Genomic DNA, 17,351 nt, shown 5'->3' on the forward strand with positions numbered 1-17,351 from the left:
CTTGCGAAAAAGCGAGCGGAAACAAAAAGGCCACAGGGGTCGCCTGTGGCCTCGTCGATGGAAACGCTGCGTAGTTCAGCAGCGTTCTCGTCGTCGACGCGCGCAAAGGCGGCTTCCCGTGGCGGGAGCCGGGCGACGTCGGCGAACGAGGGCAAGGAAAGAGGCGGACATGCGAAAATTCTGGGCAAGCGCCCCCGGTGGGTCAACAAAAATTTGCGGGGCCGGCCTGCACGAAGCACCTCGCCCCTATCCGCGTCATCGACACCAGCGTAGAATCCGCGATCTTTTTTTGGGGTGTCTTGGCTTTTTGCGCGTCACCCACGCCGGGAATCTAACCGTATCCGGCCAGCTCCTTGCCCATCCCAAGCAAGACATTCCACCGCGGCTTTCGCCCGGCCCGTTCCGTCCTGAGTTTTGAAACCGTGATTCAGAATCTTCGCAACATCGCCATCATCGCCCACGTCGATCATGGCAAGACCACCCTTGTCGACAAGCTGCTGCGCCAGTCCCAGACCCTCGACGCCCGCGAGAATCTCGGCGAGCGCGTGATGGACAGCAATGACCTGGAACGTGAGCGCGGCATCACCATCCTGTCGAAAAACACGGCGATCCGCTGGCACGACAAGCGCTCGGGCGTCGATTACCGAATCAACATCGTCGACACCCCCGGCCACGCCGACTTCGGCGGCGAAGTGGAGCGCGTGCTGAGCATGGTCGACTGCGTCTGCCTGCTGGTCGACGCGCAGGACGGCCCGATGCCGCAGACCCGCTTCGTGACGCAGAAGGCGTTCGCGATGGGCCTGAACCCGATCGTCGTCATCAACAAGGTCGACCGTCCGGGCGCGCGCCCGGACTGGGTCGTCGATCAGGTGTTCGACCTGTTCGACAAGCTCGGCGCCACCGACACCCAGCTCGACTTCCCGATCGTCTACGCCTCGGCCCTCAACGGCTACGCCGGCTTCGACGGCTCGGTGCGCGAAGGCAACATGGACCCGCTGTTCCAGACCATCGTCGACAAAGTCGCCCCGCCGAAGGTCGATGCCGACGGTCCGTTCCAGATGCAGGTCATCTCGCTGGCCTACTCGTCGTATGTCGGCGTGATCGGCACTGGCCGCATCAGCCGCGGCAAGATCAAGGCGAACTCGCCGGTCTCGGTCGTCAACCGCAACGGCGAAGTGCGCCAGGGCCGCGTGCTGCAGATCCTCGGCTTCATGGGCCTCGACAAGGTAGAAGTTCCCGAGGCCGAAGCCGGCGACATCATCGCCGTCACCGGCATCGCCGAACTCGGCATCTCCGAGACCATCTGCGATCCGAAGAAACCCGAAGCGCTGCCGACGCTGACCGTCGATGAGCCGACCATGAGCATGGTGTTCGAGGTCAACAAGTCGCCGTTCGCGGGCAAGGAAGGCAAGTTCGTCACTTCGCGCCAGATCGGCGACCGCCTGCAGAAAGAGCTGCAGACCAATGTCGCCCTGCGCGTCGAGCCGGGCGATTCCCCCGACCAGTTCCGCGTCTCCGGCCGCGGCCTGCTGCATCTGGGCATCCTGCTCGAAAACATGCGCCGCGAAGGCTTCGAGATCGCCGTCTCGCGTCCGCAGGTCATCCTCAAGGAGATCGACGGCGAAATCTGCGAGCCCTACGAATCGCTGGTCGCCGACGTAGAAGAAGCCAACCAGGGCGGCACCATCCAGGGTCTGGCCGAGCGTGGCGGCAAGATGCTCGACATGGTGGTCGACGGCAAAGGCCGCGTGCGCCTGTCCTACATGATTCCGTCGCGCGGCCTGATCGGCTTCCAGACCGAATTCATGTCGATGACGTCCGGCACCGGCCTGCTGTTCCACAACTTCGACCACTTCGGTCCGAAGGCCGACAACGCCGACATCGGCCAGCGCCACAACGGCGTGCTGATCTCCAACGAACAGGGCAAGACTGCGCCGTATGCGCTGTTCAACCTGCAGGAGCGCGGCCGCATGATGGTCGACCCGGCCGTCGACGTGTACGAAGGCCAGATCGTCGGCATCCACTCGCGCGACAACGACCTGGTCGTCAACGTGCTCAAGGGCAAGAAGCTCACGAATATGCGCGCTTCGGGCTCGGACGAAAACGTGATCCTGACGCCGCCGGTCAAGCACTCGCTCGAGCAGGCGCTCGAGTTCATCAACGAAGACGAACTCGTCGAACTGACGCCGACCAGCATCCGCATCCGCAAGAAGTTCCTCAAGGAGCACGAGCGCAAGCGCGCGTAAGGCGTCCCCGACGCTCGATGTGAGACAAAACGCCCGGTAAACCCGGGCGTTTTTATTGAAACTCGACAACATCGAGACTGCATTTTGCACCCTTGATCAGTTCAGATCGGGTTCATTGCACGAATCCATGATGACTCCGCACCATCCCCCGGAGCGTCACATGAAATTCGTCAAATGGCTGGCCGCATCGGCGCTCGTCGCCTGCGGCGTCGGCAGTATCGGGACCGCGAACGCAGGCGCGAACGTGTCGATCGGCATCGGCCTGCCAGCACCCGGCGTCGTCTATTACGACAGCTATCGCCCGCCGGTTTATCGCGAGCGCGTCTATTACAACAACTACTACGCGCCGCCGCCGGTTCGCTATTACGCGCCGCCCCCGCCCCCGACGGTCGTGTACTACGCCCCGCCGCCGCGCGTGATCGTTCGCGACAACTATTACTACCGCGGCTACGATCGCGGCCACCGCGACTATCGTCGCGACAGGCACTGGGACGATCACCACCACCACCACTGATCGCATGGGGCAATGAAAAACCGCCGGGCTCAGACCGGCGGTTTTCTTTTGGCGAGCAACAAAAAAGCCGGGAATCGCGAGATTCCCGGCTTTTCCGACTGCGTGAGGTCGATCAGGCGACCTGCAGACTCAGCAGGCGCACGCGCTTCTGCTGCTGGCGCAGCGAATCCTCGAGATGCTGGATGCGGCGGCGCACTTCGCTGGTTTCCCAGTGCTCGGTGAGCTGCTGCTTGGCATGCTCGAACTTCTCCTGCTGCAGGCGCGCCCACTCGGACAAGGTCGCCGAGAAACTCTGCAGTTCGTGCTCGAGCAGCAATTGCAGGTGGGCCACGCGGTCGCCCGATTCGGCCTTGGCCAGACGCTCGCGCGCCTTCTCGAAGTGGCGCTGCAGCTTGGCGCGCTGGATCTGGAACTCCGGCGTGCGGCGCAGGTTGCTCGCCAGGCCGAGCCAGGACATCGAGGCGATCAGCCACTTGGTCGGATCCCACTGCCACCAGCGGATACCGTTGCGATAGTCCCACTGAAACAGGTGGTGGAAGTTGTGATAGCCCTCGCCGTAGGTCAGCACGGCCAGGAAATCGTTGTCGCGCGCCGAGTTTTCGGTAGTGTATGGCTGGCGTCCCCAGAAGTGGGCCAGCGAGTTGATCAGGAACGTGAAGTGATGGTTCACGACCAAGCGCACCAGGCCCGCGAGCACCAGCGTTCCCCAGGGGTCACCCGTCGCCCAGCCCGCCAGCAGCGGCACGGCGATGTTCATGAACAGCGCGACACCGAGATAGTGCTTGTGCTGGAAGGCCACGATCGGGTCTTTTTCGAGGTCGCGTACGTTACCGAAATCGAGCTTGTGCGACTGTTCGTCGCGCAGCATCCAGCCCATGTGCGAATACCAAAGCCCGCGGCGTGAGGAATACGGATCGAGCGTCTCGTGATCGACTTCGCGGTGATGCACGCGATGCATCGAGGCCCAGACCAGCACGCTGTTCTGCAGAGCCTGGGCGCCGAACGCGGCGTAGAACAGACGCAGACCCCAGTGCGCCTGATATGCCTTGTGCGACCACAGCCGGTGGTAACCGCCGGTGATCGACAGGCCGCTGAAATACAGGAACACGGCAAACCAGACCCAGGCCGCAGCGCTGAAGTCGTGATGCCAGGCGTACAGGGGCAGCACGGTCAGCATGAGGCCCGTGGTCAGGCCGAACATGACGATAGCGGGCCAGTTGTAGGGAGGTTTTGCGCCGCCAGCATTTGCAGCAGGGGAAGAAGACATTGGAACAGAAATCCTGAGAGGCCTCGGTGGGCAGCTGGCGGATGACCAGCCAGATCATTCTAGCAACGCTTTTTGCAGTCTCAAGGACAAGGTGGTCCCGAATTCGCCATCAAGACATACCGGCCAGCGTCTGGCCCGTATCCAAGGGTTCGACACGAATCAGGCTCGATTCATAGGAATCAACAATGATGACCTGACAAGCGATTCGGCTATTGCCGACGGGATTGGGGGATGGCTGAGAGTACGGTGGGGGACACTTGCAGAAAACTGACGATCGAGCCGGCTGGCCCTCTTCGACCGGAGTCCGGATGAACGAGCGGTTGAATCTGGGGAACGGATTCCCCCCGTCGGCGAAGGGCTTGCCCGCCTTTTCAGAAGACGTGATCCGACCGGGTGGCGGTAAGGCTCTCCCCACCTCGACCGCTTTCCTGTTCGCCTGCGTCGGCCTGTTGTTGCTGCTGGGCGGCATCACCGAGCTTTGGGTTTCGAACGCCAAAGTGGCCCTGTCGCTGACGCTGAGCTCGGCGGTGGGCCTGGTGATGGTCATTCCGGGCTGCGCGGCAGGCATGGCGGCGAACCGCACCGGGAACCCGCCGGACGACATCGTCACGCTGATCGCCCTGCTCGTGGTCGGTTGCGGCCTGCTGGCCATGGCCGACCAATGGGCCCAGCGCAGCTACAATCCGCTGTCCTACCTGCTCACCGCCTTCGTATTCGGTGCCTTCACCCTCACCCGCCTGCGCCCAGCCCATCTGTTCGCGGTCGCTGCCCTGCTGCTCGGTGCGGATGTGTTCCTGGCCTACATCCGGCACGGCGCCGGTCAGGCGATCCAGCAAACGCTGCTCTCAGACGGGCTTTGCGCACTGATCGGTGTGCCAGCGAATCTGCGCCTCTGGCGGCTCGACCAGCAGCAGCGCCTGAGCACGCTTGAAGCGCTCGCCGACCCGCTGACCGGCCTAGCCAACCGGCGAGCCCTCGAACGCATCGCCGAGATCGGCCTGCGCTATGCGCAACGCGAGCGACGGGCGGTCACCGTCGCCGTTCTCGATCTCGACAAATTCAAGAGCGTCAACGACCTGCATGGGCATGACGTGGGCGACAGCGTGCTGCAGCTGGTCGCCGACGGGCTGCGTCAGTTCGCCCAGCGTCCGCTCGACTGCATCGCCCGCCTCGGCGGCGACGAGTTCGTGATCTTCTGGTTCGATCTCGACATCGAGCAGGCCGGACGGCTCGGCCGCGAACTCGTGACGAGCGTCGGGACGCGGCCGCTGCGACTACCCGTCGGCACGGCCATCCAGCCCAAGATCAGTCTCGGGGCCTGCAGCGGCGTTCCGCATGGGGCGACCCGCCTCGACGAGCTGCTGAGGCTGGCCGACCGGGCGCTGTATCAGGTCAAGCACGAATCCGGAAACCGGGCGCTGGTCCGCTCGATTCCAGGCTCCATCGGCAGAGTCGTGATCGGTCACAACTTCCGCATCTCACGTCCCTACGAACCCCGCCAAGGCGAGGTTGCGAAAGCGCCGCGCAGCGACGATGCCAGGCCTCGGTAAGCCGCCGCGGCGGCTTACCGACACCGCTCAGACCGTGACGGGAGCGATGCCCGATTCGATCATTTCGAGCGCCGAATCGATGACCGCGTCCGGCGGCATGGCGCCGCCCCAGAGGCAGTGGCGCATGCCCAGATACTGGCTGATGCCGAGAATTGCCCAGGCGCGCGTTTCGGAATCGCCCGGACGCACTTCGCCGCGCTTGATCGCTTCGCCGAGATCCTGGGCGTAGCTCTTGGCGAAGCGTTCGTAGTACTCGCGGAACACGGTTTCGTCGACGAACTGCGATTCCTGCACGATGCGGTAGTAGCCGGGGTTGTCGAGCATGAAGCTCAGCAGCGCGACGAGCGCGCGGCGCTCGGTCTGGGCGCGGTTCTCTGCACCGGTCATCGCACGTGCCACATGCAGCCGCAGACTGCGGCCGATGTCGCGCACGAGCGTGATGAAGATTTCTTCCTTGGTGTGGAAATAAAGATAGAAGGTGCCTTGCCCGACGTCGGCGCGGCTCGTGATCGAGCTCACCGAGGCCGCGTGGAAGCCGCGGGCGCCGAATTCGACGATGGCCGCATCCATGAGCTTGCGGCGGGTCGCTTCACCACGAGCGGTCGCCGGGACCAGCGTGCGGAAGCTCGGAACGGGATAGGGCAGAGGAGAATTCATGTGCAGAGGGCTCCATTGATGAGGCGATGAGCCCGCCGGAGCCGCATTGAGAGCCGGCGCGGCGGCGTGCAGAACATTTCGGCAACGATCGCCCTGGATAGTGCGCAGGCCGATTCGGGCGTCAGCCGGATTTCGGACCGACGGCAGCAGGCGGCCGAACATCGGCTTCAAGTCCGCACGCCCGGACGGCTAGCTGCGTGTTCCCTCAAGGGCTTTCCGACCTTTTCGACGGCCGCTTCAATAGAATTCCCCACCATGCCCCGCATCGAACCTGCCCAACGGCGAGCCCTGCTCGCGGCCCTGCTCACGCTTTGCGTTTTCATCGCCGCGCTGTGGGTGCTCGACGACAGCCTGCGGCATCTGCACCTGCGCGACATCTGGACGCCGCTGCGGACGCTGACCACGGCCGAGATCGCCGCCGCCATCGGCTGGACTGCGGCGAGCTACTTCGCGCTGACGCTGTACGACCGGCTGTCACTGGACATCGCCGGCAGGCCGCTGCCCTATCCGCGCGTGGCGACGATTTCGTTCATCGCCTGCGCGCTCGCGCATTCGCTGGGCCTGTCGTCGGTCTCGGGCGGCTCGGTGCGCCTGCGCGCCTACAGCGCCGAAGGACTGTCGGCGGCCGACATCGCGGTCGTGCAGGGGCTGTTCTCGCTGACCTTCCTGATCGGCGCCGGCACCTTGCTGAGCGGCTCGCTGCTGATCGAACCCGCCGACGCCGCGCGCCTGCTGCACATTCCGGCGCCGCTGGCGCAGGGCCTCGGCGCGCTGCTCGCGCTCGCGCTGGTCGGCTATGCGCTCGCCGCAAGCCTGCGCGATCAGCCGCTGCGCCTGCGCCACTGGCAGATTCCGACGCCCAGGCCGACCCAGGTGCTTTCGCAGTTCGCAGTCAGCACGCTCGACATCGCCTGCTCGGCCGCGGCGCTCTACGTGCTGCTGCCCGGCAGCGTCGAGATCGGCTATCCGGCGTTTCTGGGTATCTACGTCATCGCGATCACGCTCGGGGCGATCAGCAACGTGCCGGGCGGCCTCGGCGTGTTCGAATCGGCGCTGATGCTGTTGCTGCCGACGACGAATCCGGCGCCGATGCTCGGCGCTATCCTGCTGTTCCGGCTCGTCTACTACATCGGCCCGTTCATCATCGCCCTGCTGCTGCTCGGCTGGCGCGAGATGCACGCGGTGCGCAAGCCCCTGATGCGCGCAACGTCGCTGCTGCGCCGTTCGCTCGAATCGGTGGTCCCCCAGGCACTGGCGATCGCGGTGTTCGCGGCCGGCGCGGTGCTGCTGTTCTCGGGTTCTCTGCCGGCGATCGGGCAACGCATCGACTGGCTCGCCGAAGCGCTGCCGCTCGGCGTCATCGAGGCTTCGCACCTCGCCGGCAGCGCACTCGGTGTGGGCCTGCTGATCCTCGCACGCGGGCTTTATCGACGCCTGGAAGCGGCCTGGTGGCTCACCTTGCTGCTGCTCGGCGCGGGTATCGCGGCCTCGCTGCTCAAGGGCGTCGACTTCGAGGAGGCGATCCTGCTCGCGATCATCATGGCGGTGCTCGCGCTCTCGCACGAGCGCTTCTACCGCAAGGCCCCGCTGACCGAAGCCAAGCTGTCGCCGCTGTGGCTGCTCAACGTCGCACTCGTGATCGCGGCCGCGATCTGGCTCGGCTTCGTCGCGTTTCGCAAGGTGGAGTACGCGCATCAGCTCTGGTGGCAGTTCGCGTTCGATGCGAATGCGCCGCGCATGCTGCGCGCGAGCCTCGTCGCGGTGGTGATCGCCTCGGCCTACGGCTTGTGGTCGCTGCTCGGCAGTGTCCATACGGAACCCGAGGCGCCCGGCGACGAGGACTTGCAGGCCGCCCGCGCCTGCCTCGGTTCCGGCAGCGACTCGTTGCCGAACCTGGTACTGCTCGGCGACAAGCAAATTCTGTTTTCGGAGCAGCGCGACGCCTTCATCATGTACCGGCGCTCGGGCCGCTCGTGGATCGCGCTCGGCGATCCGGTCGGCAATCCGGCGCGGCATGCAGAACTTGCCTGGCGCTTTCGCGAGCTCTGCGACGAGCACGGCGGCTGGTGCGTGTTCTATCAGGCCACTGCGGAAAAACTGCCGCTTTATCTCGACCTCGGGCTGTCTCTGTCCAAGCTCGGCGAAGAAGCACGTGTGCCGCTGAAGGCTTTCTCGCTCGAAGGCAAGCCGCGCGCCGAACTGCGTACCGCGCAGCGCAAGGGCCAGCGCGAAGGCCTGAGCTTTTCGGTCATCGGCACCGATGAAGTGGTCACGCGCATGGACGAGCTCGAAAAAATCTCGAGCGCCTGGCTCAGTCACAAATCCACCGCCGAGAAGAGTTTCTCGGTCGGCCGCTTCGATCGCCGCTACCTCGCAAACTTCCCGTGCGCGGTCGCGCAGCGTGACGGCCACATCGTGGCATTCGCCAACCTGTGGAAGTCCGGCGACGGCGCAGAGCTGTCGGTGGACCTCATGCGCTACGGGGCCGATGCGCCGAAGGGCGTGATGGATTATCTGTTCGTCGAGCTGCTGCTTTGGGGCCAGCAGAACGGCTACAGCTGGTTCAACCTCGGCATGGCCCCGCTGTCCGGGCTCGAGCACCATCCGCTCGCCCCGCTCTGGCATCGCATGGGCCTGCTCGTGCATCGCTACGGCGAGTCGTTCTACAACTTCGACGGCCTGCGCCGGTACAAGGAAAAGTACCTGCCGGTCTGGCGTCCGCGTTACCTCGCCTCGCCGGGCGGCCTAGCGCTGCCGCGCGTCATGCTCGACACCGGCGCGCTGATCGCCGGCGGGGTCAAGGAAATGGTCTGGAAATGAAGCTGGGCGCTCACGGGTTGGCCGGGGCGCTGGCCCTTTCGGTTTCGCTCTTGGCACGAGCCAATGCCAATGAGCCGCAACAGGAGCCGCCGAAGATCGAGATCATCGACCACGGCCGCTTCGAGCACCTGCGCCTGCTGCGTCCGGACGGGGCGGCGCGCAGTACCGTGCTGCTGTTCTCGGGCCGCGACGGCTGGGACAAGGAAACCGCGGTCTACGCCGAAACCCTGCGCCAGCGGCAGACACTGGTCGCCGGCATCGATACGCCCGCACTGCTCAAGAAGCTCGCCGAGGACGGGGACAATTGCGAATTCCTCGACGGCGATCTCGACAACCTCGGACGCTTCGTCCAGGCCTATACGCATCAGGACGATTACCGCGCGCCGCTGCTGTTCGGCAGCGACGAAGGCGCCGCGCTGGTGTTCGGCGTGCTCGCTCAGGCACCGGCCAAGCAGTTCGGCGGCGGCGTCGGCGTGGGTTTCTGCCCGCGCAGCGCGCTGCATCCGCCGCTCTGCAAGGGCACCTCGCTGCAGCAGAAACCGCTCGTGGGAGGCTCGGTAAAGGGCTCGGAGTTCCTGAGCACCTCGCGCCTGCGCGCCCCGTTCACGGCCGTCATCACGCCCGAAAGCGGCAGCTGCGATGCGCGCAATTTTCTGTCCCGCGTGCCGATGACCGAGCTGCAGTATCCGGTGCGTCGCCGGGCCGGAGCGCCGAGTGCTCCGGCCGCCGCGATCGTCGCCTACGGCAAGCTCGCGGCCAGCGTGTCGCCCCCGCACCGGCGCTCCGAAGCCCTGCCCGACCTGCCGCTCGTCGAGATCGAACCCACCGCTCACCGCGCCGAGCATCGCGATCTGTTCGCGGTCCTGCTGTCCGGCGACGGCGGCTGGGCCGGGCTCGACGAGGAGCTCGCCGACACGCTCGCGGCGCACGGCATTCCGGTGGTCGGGCTCGATTCGCTGCGCTACTTCTGGACCGCGCGCACGCCCGAGAACGTTGCTGCCGATATCGACCGCGTGATCACGCACTACGCCGATCAATGGAACCGCCCGCGTGTCATGCTGCTGGGCTATTCGCAGGGCGCGGACGTGCTGCCGTTCGCGCTGAACCGCCTGCCGCCGGCGACGCGCGATCGCATCGCGCTGACCGGGGCGGTGGCGCTGTCCGAACACGCGGCCTTCGAATTCCATGTCGGTGCCTGGGCCGGCGCCTCGGGCGACGAATCCACCTGGCCCGAAGTGCGCCAGCTCGCCGACCGGCAGGATCGCTTCATGGTCGTCTGCGGAGCGGACGACGAGGCCGCCATCTGCCCCAAGCTCGATGCCAAGCACTACCGCATCCAGATACTGCCGGGCAGCCATCACTTCGACGGCAACTACGAGAATCTGGCCGGCACGCTGATCGACGGGCTGAGCCCGCCAGCCGCGGCGGCCGAACCGAACAACGAGGCCAGGCACTGATGGAATTGCTGATCGGGCTGTTCGCCACGCTGCTCGTGATCGGCGGCCTCGCCGGCGCGGTGCTGCCGATACTGCCGGGCTTGCCGATGGTGTTCGGCGGTCTGCTGCTGGCGGCCTGGGGCGATCAGTTCCAGCGCGTCTCGGGGCTCACGATCGGCGTGCTCGCGGTGATGCTCGTGATCGGGCTGGCGCTCGATTTCGTCGCCGGCAGCCTCGGCGCCAAGCGCGTCGGCGCGAGCCCCAAGGCCGTGCTCGGCGCGACCATCGGCAGCGTCGTCGGCATCTTCTTCGGCCTGCCGGGGCTGATCCTCGGCCCGTTCGTCGGCGCGGTGATCGGCGAGATCGGGGCGCGGCGCGGCCTGGAGCAGGCCGCCGCATCGGGCTTCGCGACCTGGGTCGGCCTGCTGCTCGGCACCATCGCCAAGCTCGCGCTCGGGCTGGCGATGGTCGGTACTTTCGCGTTCGCCTGGTTCGTCTGAACCAAACTCTGAGACACTCGATCGCACCATTCGAGGAGCAAGACCATGACGCTGCACATCCACGCCGTGCCGGTGATTTCGCTGATCGCGGGCATCCTGATCCTGGTGCAGCCCAAGCTGCTCAACTACGTGGTGGCGATCTACCTGATCGCGATCGGCGTCATCGGCCTGCTGCCGCCCGGAACGCTCTGATCCGCAAGCCGAGCAAACGCCTATGATCCTCGACGAGGACACGCGCCGTTTCATGCGCGGCCAGGTGTCGGTGATCGTCTCGGCGGCCGATGCACGGCTCAACAGCAGCCTCGTGCGCGCGCTCGGCTGCCGGGTCGAGCAGGACGACGTGAGCGTGTTCCTGGCCGCCGAGCAGTCGGCGCGCGTGCTCGACGACCTGCGCTCGGGCAGCGGCGTGGCGGTGGTGTTCTCGCAGCCGAGCACGCATCGCACGGTGCAGCTCAAGAGCCGCGATCTGCGGCTCGGGCGCCTGCAGGCCGGAGACGAGGCGATCATCGCCGCCTACCGGCGCGGTTTCGTCGCCGAGCTGCAGGGCATCGGGCTGCCGGCCGCGCTCGCCGAGACGCTGCTGTGGCCCGGTGAAGCGCCGATCGTGACGCTGGACTTTCGCGTCACCGAGGCGTTCTTGCAGACGCCCGGACCGAACGCCGGACAACCGCTGCAGGCCGGCGCCTGAGCGTGCAAGCCGCGCCCGACGACATCCGCGATTGCTGCGAAGGCGCGATTCCCGGCGTGCTCGCCACCTGCGCGCCGGACGGCACGCCGAACGTGAGCTATCTGTCGCAGATCGAATATCTCGACGCCGGGCATCTCGCGCTGTCGTTCCAGTTCTTCAACACCACGCGGCGCAACATCCTTGCGAACCCGGTCGCGCGGCTGCTGCTGATCCATCCGCTCACGGGCGCGATGTTCCGCGTCGGTCTGCGCTACGAGCGCACCGAAACCAGCGGCCCGCTGTTCGAACGCATGCGCGCCAAGCTCGCCGGCATCGCCTCGCACGAGGGCATGAGCGGCGTGTTCAGGCTGCGCGGCTCGGACGTCTACCGCATCACCGACATCGAGTCCGTTCCGGGCCGGCCGATGCCTGCGCCGCCGCGGCCCGCGAGCCGGCTCGCGGCTTTGCGCCGCAGCAGCGCGAGGCTCAACGCGGCAACCGACCTGGCGTCCGCCTTCGACGCCGTGCTCGATGGCCTGGTCGAAGACTTCGGTATCGAACAGGCCTTGCTCTTGATGCCCGACGGCAGCGGCACGCGGCTCTACGCGGTCGGCTCGCGCGGCTACGACGACTCCGGCGTCGGCGCCGAAATTCCGCTCGGCGCCGGCGTGATCGGCATCGCGGCCGCAAGCCGCACGCCGATCCGCATCAGCTTCCGCGCGCTCGAATATTCGTACGGCCGCGCGATACGCGAGGCCGCGCTGCAAGGCGGGCTCGGCGACCGGCTCGAAACGCGGATTCCGTTTCCGGGCCTGGCCGAGCCGAACAGCCAGCTCGCGGTGCCGATCCTGTCGACCGGCGCGGTGCCCGCGCTGCTCGGCGTGCTCTACGTCGAGAGCATGCAGATGATGCGTTTCTCGTACGACGACGAAGACGCGCTCGTCACGCTCGCCGCCCAGCTCGCGCTCGCGATGCGCCTGCTGCAAGCCGCCGAGCCGGCCACGATCGAAGACGAGATCGACGAGCGTCCGGCTCCGCTGGCAAACGATGCCCCGCCGCTCGTCGTGCGCCATTACGCCGAGAACCACAGCGTGTTCCTCGGCGACAGCTACCTGATCAAGGGTGTCGCCGGCTCGATCTTCTGGACGCTGATGCGCGATCACGCGCAGAGCGGGCGCACGGTCTTCTCGAACCGCGAGCTGCGCGTCGACCCGCGCATCGGCCTGCCCGATCTGTCCGACAACCTCGAAGCCCGACTGATCCTGCTGCAGCGCCGGCTCGTCGAACACGAGGCCAGCGTGCGCATCGAAAAAACCGGCCGTGGGCGCTTTCGGCTCTGCGTGCGCAGGCCCCTGCAGCTCGTCGACATTCCGGTTTGAAGCGGTATTTGAAGCGGTATTCGAGTACGGCAGCCGTTTTTTCGGGGCAAGCGAAGCGGTGGGTTACGGCCTGGAACCGACCCCACCGCTTCGCAAGCGGCCGATCAGAACAACTCGGCCGGCAAGCCCATCACCACCTCCGAACCCGCACGCGCCTGGCGAATGTAGCCTGCGGTTTCCGGCAGTAGCTTGGCGAAGTAGAAACGCGCGGTGGCGAGCTTGGCCTTGTAGAAATCGTCGCCCTGATTGTCGAGCGCGATCCTGGCCATTTGCGCCCAGAAGTACGAGTAGACCAGATGGCCGACCACGCGCAGGTAGGGCACTGCGGCAGCGGTGACCTCCTCCTGATTCTGCTGGGCCTTGGCGCCGATCTCGCCGGTGAGCTTGTTGACCTTGTCGCCGATGTCCATGAGCGGTTCGAGGAATTCCTGCATCCCGGCATGGCCCTGGTTTTCGACGACGAAAGCCTGGATCAGCTTGCCGAACTTCTTGAGCTTGGCGCCGCCGTCGGCGAGCACCTTGCGCGCGAGCAGGTCGAGCGACTGGATCGCGTTGGTGCCTTCGTAGATCAGGTTGATGCGCGCATCGCGCACGAACTGCTCCATGCCCCATTCCTTGATGAAGCCGTGGCCGCCGAAGCACTGCAGCGCGTGGTTGGTGCACTCGAAAGTGTTGTCGGAGACGAAGGCCTTGACGATCGGCGTCAGCAGCGCGACGAGATCGGCCGATTCCTTGCGCACCGCTTCGTCCGGATGCGAAAGCTCCTTGTCGATGTTGAGCGCGAGCCAGTACGAGAACGCGCGACCGGCTTCGACGTAGGCCTTCTGCGTGAACAGCATGCGGCGCACGTCGGCGTGCACGATGATCGGATCGGCCGGCTTGTCGCGATTGACCGGACCCTTGGCGGCGCGGAACTGCACGCGGTCCTTGGCGTAGATCAGCGAGTTCTGCAACGCCACCTCGGCCAGGCCCAGCGACTGCATGCCGACGCCGAGGCGCGCGCCGTTCATCATCACGAACATCGCATTGAGGCCGCGATTTTCCTCACCGACGAGCCAGCCCTTGGCGCCGTCGAGGTTGATCACGCAGGTGGCGTTGCCGTGGATGCCCATCTTGTGTTCGATCGAGCCGCACTTGACCGGGTTGCGCTCGCCGGGCTTGCCACTCGCGTCGGGCAGGAACTTCGGCACGATGAAGAGCGAAATGCCCTTGGTGCCTTCTGGCGCACCCGGCAGGCGAGCGAGCACGAGGTGGATGATGTTCTCGGCCAGATCGTGCTCGCCGGAGCTGATGAAGATCTTGGTGCCCGAGATCAGGTAGCTGCCGTCGCCGACCGGCTCGGCCTTGGCTTTCAGGATGCCGAGGTCCGAGCCGCAATGCGGCTCGGTCAGGCACATGGTGCCGGTCCATTCGCCGCTCGTGAGCTTGGGCAGGTAGAGCTGCTTCTGCTGCGGCGTGCCGTGCGCATGCAGGGCCTCGTAGGCGCCGTGCGTGAGGCCTGGGTACATGGTCCAGGCCTGGTTCGCCGAGTTGAGCATTTCGTAGAAGGCGTTGTTGACGAAATGCGGCAGGCCCTGGCCGCCGTATTCGGTGTCGCAGGACAGCGCCGGCCAGCCGCCTTCGACGTACTGCGCATAGGCTTCCTTGAAGCCCTTGGGCGCGTGCACGACGCCGTCGCCGACGTAGGTGCAGCCCTCTTCGTCACCACTCTGGTTGAGCGGCTGGATCACCTCGGAGGCGAAGCGGGCGCCTTCCTCGAGCACCGAATTGAGCGTGTCCGCGTCGAGTTCGGCGTGGGCCGGAATCTCTTTGAGCGCGTCTTCGACCTTGAGCAGCTCGTGCAGGACGAACTGGATGTCACGCATCGGGGCGGTATAGCTGGGCATACGAAATCTCCGTAAAGCGAAGGTGGATAGGCGAAGGGAAATCGAATGCCGCCAGCCTATCGGATACGGGTGCGTATGGACACTGGCCCAGGCGACAGCGTGTCACCGTCCGTCGACTGGCGACGCGGCCTTTCTTGCCGGGAAAATTTCGGAGGCCTGCGCCCCTCGCGGATGGCGCAAGGGGCGACGTTGCGGGCGCTCAGGCCGGCTGGGCGACCGGCTTCACGTACGCCTCGCGTATCGGCAGGCACAGCAGCGCCGCGGCCACCGCGAGCGCGATGTCGGCGTACCACATCCAGCCGTAATCGCCGTAGCGCGAGATCGTGAGTCCGCCGACCCAGGCGCCGAAGAAGCCGCCGGTCTGGTGCGACAGCAGGGTGAGCCCGAACAACGTGCCGAGGTAGCGCGTGCCGAACAGCTTGCCGATCAACCCGGCCGTCGGCGGCACGGTCGCGAGCCAGCTGAAGCCGAGCGCCGCCGCGAACAGATAGAAGGTCAGCGGCGTGCGCGGAGAGACGAGGTAGATCGCGATGATCAAGGCCCGGCTCGCATACATGAGCCCGAGTATCGAACGCATGCGATAGCGCCCGCCGAGCGCGCCGGCGGCCAGGCTGCCCATGATGTTGAACAGGCCGATCAGCGCGAGCGACGTCGCCGACACGCTCGCCGGCAAACCGCACAGCGACACTTCGCCGGGCAAATGCGTGACGAGAAAACCGATATGGAATCCGCAGGTGAAGAAGCCCGCATGCAGCAGCCAATAGCTGCGATCGCGCAGGGCGATGCGAACCTGCGCGCCGAGGCTCGCTTCGGCCACTGCGGCGCTCGCGACCGACGCCTGCGGGGCGCGCTTGCGCAGGCCCAGCAGCAGCGGCAGCGACAGCAGGCTCACGGCCGCGAGCGAATACAGCGCCACGATCCAGCCGAAGCCCGCGATCAGGAATTGCAGCAATGGGGCGAACACGAACTGCCCGGCCGAGCCGCCCGCGTTGATGATGCCGCTCGCCATCGAACGCTTTTCGGCCGGCAGTTCCGACGCCGTCGCCCCGATCAGGATCGAAAAGCTGCCCGCGCCCGCGCCGGCCGCCGTGAACAGGCCGAGCGCGAGCGTGAGCATCAGCGGCGACTGCACGTTCGGCACCAGCGCATAGCCGGCCGCGAGCAACAAGGTGCCGAGAAAGATCACCGGCCGCGCGCCGTATTGATCGGCGATCGCCCCGAACACCGGCTGCACCGCGCCCCAGGTGAACTGCGCGATCGCGAGCGAGAAGCTGATGCTGACGATGCCGATGCCGGTCGCCTGCGTGATCGGGGCGACGAACAGGCCCATCGACTGGCGTCCGCCCATCGTGATCATGAGCGTGGCGGCCGCGCAGAGGATCAGCGTCCACATCGCGGCGTTGCTGGAGGTGCGGGAGGACATGGTGCTCTGCATCATGGAAGATAGAGCAGCTTATCCGAGCAGGCCGAGCGCACGAAAAGTGGCCTGACCTGTCTGTTTTCCCTCTCCCTCCGGGAGATGGGCAGGGGTGAAGGCCTCGCAGCGACAGCCAGGCTTGCTCGCACCGGAGAGACCCTCACCCTCGGCCTCTCTCCCGGAAGGGAGAGGGATGAAAAGGCATCAGACCGCTTCCGGTTCCGCGCTTTCATAGCAGCGCAACAATTCATCGATGAGCTCCGGCGCCGGATCGAAGCCGATGCCGTCGATGCTCGCGATCGGCACGGCGACGCCGTTCGCGTTGCAGGCGAAAGCCGAGCTCAGATCGCGCAGCTGCTCGCGGCGCAGCTCGCGCACCTCGCTCGCGACGCCGTTGCGAACGAGCCCGAGCTTGAGCACCTGCTGGCTGATGCCGTCGAGCATCGGTGCCTGCGGCCAGATCACGCGTGCGCCGTCCCAGAAGCCGATGTTCCAGACGCTGCCTTCGGAAATCAGGCCCGCGCGCGTCTCGAACAAGGCGTCGTCGTAGCCGGCCAGGCGCGCCTCGCGACGCTGCCAGAGCAGGCCGAAGGTCGCCAGATGCTTCACCTGCGGCAGCTCGCGCTCGTAGGTTCGCAACTGCACGCGAATCGGAGCCCGTTTGCGCTCGATCGCTGCGCTGACCGCGATCATCACGTCGACCGGCGTCGCCGCTTCGGGCCGCTCGCGATCGAAGCGCGCGGCATGCACGACGATGCGCACCGACGCCGCGTCGAGCGCGTTCGCGTTCCTGAGCGCCTGCTCGAGCCAGACGCGCAGCTGGGCGAGATCGAGCGTGCTGCCGAACAGCCGCTGCGTCGCATCGGCCAGTCGCCGGAAATGCAGCGACAAGCCGGCGACCGCGCCGTCGCGCACCTGCAGCGAAGTGAAATGCCCGTAGCCCGCGCCCGCCGCGAGCATCTGCGCGGCGCTGGCCGCGATTCCGTTGATCTCGACCAGCGGCAGGCTCATG

Annotated in this window: 14 protein-coding genes; 9 read left to right on the forward strand and 5 right to left on the reverse strand. The window is 66.2% G+C overall.

The features are described from left to right. Window positions 1-422: 422 nt before the first annotated feature. Window positions 423-2,246 (forward strand): translational GTPase TypA, encoded by a 1,824-nt coding sequence (gene typA, locus WQQ_RS05555; RefSeq protein ID WP_007184105.1) that lies wholly within the window; start codon window positions 423-425, stop codon window positions 2,244-2,246. A gap of 160 nt (window positions 2,247-2,406) precedes the next feature. After that, entirely contained in the window at window positions 2,407-2,760 is a 354-nt protein-coding gene (locus WQQ_RS05560; protein ID WP_007184106.1) for a hypothetical protein, read from the forward strand. A 112-nt stretch (window positions 2,761-2,872) separates the two neighbouring features. Here WQQ_RS05560 and WQQ_RS05565 read toward each other — a convergent pair whose 3' ends face one another. Next, window positions 2,873-3,961 (reverse strand): acyl-CoA desaturase, encoded by a 1,089-nt coding sequence (locus WQQ_RS05565; RefSeq protein WP_202800611.1) that lies wholly within the window; start codon window positions 3,959-3,961, stop codon window positions 2,873-2,875. Window positions 3,962-4,386: 425 nt separating this feature from the next. On the opposite strand from WQQ_RS05565, the gene WQQ_RS05570 reads away from it, so the two are divergent. Beyond that, the gene (locus tag WQQ_RS05570) at window positions 4,387-5,577 is read left to right on the forward strand and encodes a GGDEF domain-containing protein (RefSeq protein ID WP_040453062.1); all 1,191 of its coding nucleotides are present in this window, start codon (window positions 4,387-4,389) and stop codon (window positions 5,575-5,577) included. Window positions 5,578-5,604: 27 nt separating this feature from the next. Here the strand turns inward: WQQ_RS05570 and WQQ_RS05575 are convergent, their stop codons facing one another. Beyond that, the gene (locus tag WQQ_RS05575; protein WP_050997577.1) at window positions 5,605-6,234 is read right to left on the reverse strand and encodes a TetR/AcrR family transcriptional regulator; all 630 of its coding nucleotides are present in this window, start codon (window positions 6,232-6,234) and stop codon (window positions 5,605-5,607) included. 255 nt (window positions 6,235-6,489) lie between these two features. Here WQQ_RS05575 and mprF point away from each other — a divergent pair, with 255 nt between their 5' ends. From mprF to WQQ_RS05600, 6 genes are read left to right on the forward strand one after another with little or no spacing between them, the layout of a single operon-like run. After that, entirely contained in the window at window positions 6,490-9,054 is a 2,565-nt protein-coding gene (mprF, locus tag WQQ_RS05580; RefSeq protein ID WP_007184110.1) for a bifunctional lysylphosphatidylglycerol flippase/synthetase MprF, read from the forward strand. A gap of 50 nt (window positions 9,055-9,104) precedes the next feature. Then, window positions 9,105-10,511 (forward strand): virulence factor family protein, encoded by a 1,407-nt coding sequence (locus tag WQQ_RS05585; RefSeq protein ID WP_157534519.1) that lies wholly within the window; start codon window positions 9,105-9,107, stop codon window positions 10,509-10,511. Continuing rightward, entirely contained in the window at window positions 10,511-10,990 is a 480-nt protein-coding gene (locus tag WQQ_RS05590) for a DUF456 domain-containing protein (protein ID WP_007184112.1), read from the forward strand. Before WQQ_RS05585 ends, WQQ_RS05590 begins: the two co-directional genes overlap by 1 nt. Before the next feature lie 45 nt (window positions 10,991-11,035). Further along, the gene (locus WQQ_RS23600; RefSeq protein WP_007184113.1) at window positions 11,036-11,182 is read left to right on the forward strand and encodes a DUF3096 domain-containing protein; all 147 of its coding nucleotides are present in this window, start codon (window positions 11,036-11,038) and stop codon (window positions 11,180-11,182) included. A 22-nt stretch (window positions 11,183-11,204) separates the two neighbouring features. Continuing rightward, a complete protein-coding gene (locus WQQ_RS05595; protein ID WP_007184114.1) occupies window positions 11,205-11,678 on the forward strand; it encodes a hypothetical protein in 474 nt (157 codons plus the stop codon). A gap of 2 nt (window positions 11,679-11,680) precedes the next feature. Further along, window positions 11,681-13,036, forward strand: coding sequence for a GAF domain-containing protein (locus WQQ_RS05600; RefSeq protein WP_007184115.1), 1,356 nt, complete (start codon window positions 11,681-11,683; stop codon window positions 13,034-13,036). A gap of 104 nt (window positions 13,037-13,140) precedes the next feature. On the opposite strand, the gene WQQ_RS05605 is transcribed toward WQQ_RS05600, so the two are convergent. From WQQ_RS05605 to WQQ_RS05615, 3 genes are all read right to left on the reverse strand, one after another. After that, window positions 13,141-14,922: an acyl-CoA dehydrogenase C-terminal domain-containing protein gene (locus tag WQQ_RS05605; RefSeq protein ID WP_007184116.1), complete on the reverse strand. Its 1,782-nt coding sequence runs from the start codon at window positions 14,920-14,922 to the stop codon at window positions 13,141-13,143. 199 nt (window positions 14,923-15,121) lie between these two features. Then, window positions 15,122-16,345 (reverse strand): MFS transporter, encoded by a 1,224-nt coding sequence (locus tag WQQ_RS05610; protein WP_202800612.1) that lies wholly within the window; start codon window positions 16,343-16,345, stop codon window positions 15,122-15,124. 198 nt (window positions 16,346-16,543) lie between these two features. Next, window positions 16,544-17,350 (reverse strand): aminotransferase class IV, encoded by an 807-nt coding sequence (locus tag WQQ_RS05615; RefSeq protein ID WP_007184118.1) that lies wholly within the window; start codon window positions 17,348-17,350, stop codon window positions 16,544-16,546. Between the last annotated feature and the right edge of the window lies 1 nt (window position 17,351).

Source organism: Hydrocarboniphaga effusa AP103, assembly GCF_000271305.1.
GTDB lineage: Bacteria > Pseudomonadota > Gammaproteobacteria > Nevskiales > Nevskiaceae > Hydrocarboniphaga > Hydrocarboniphaga effusa.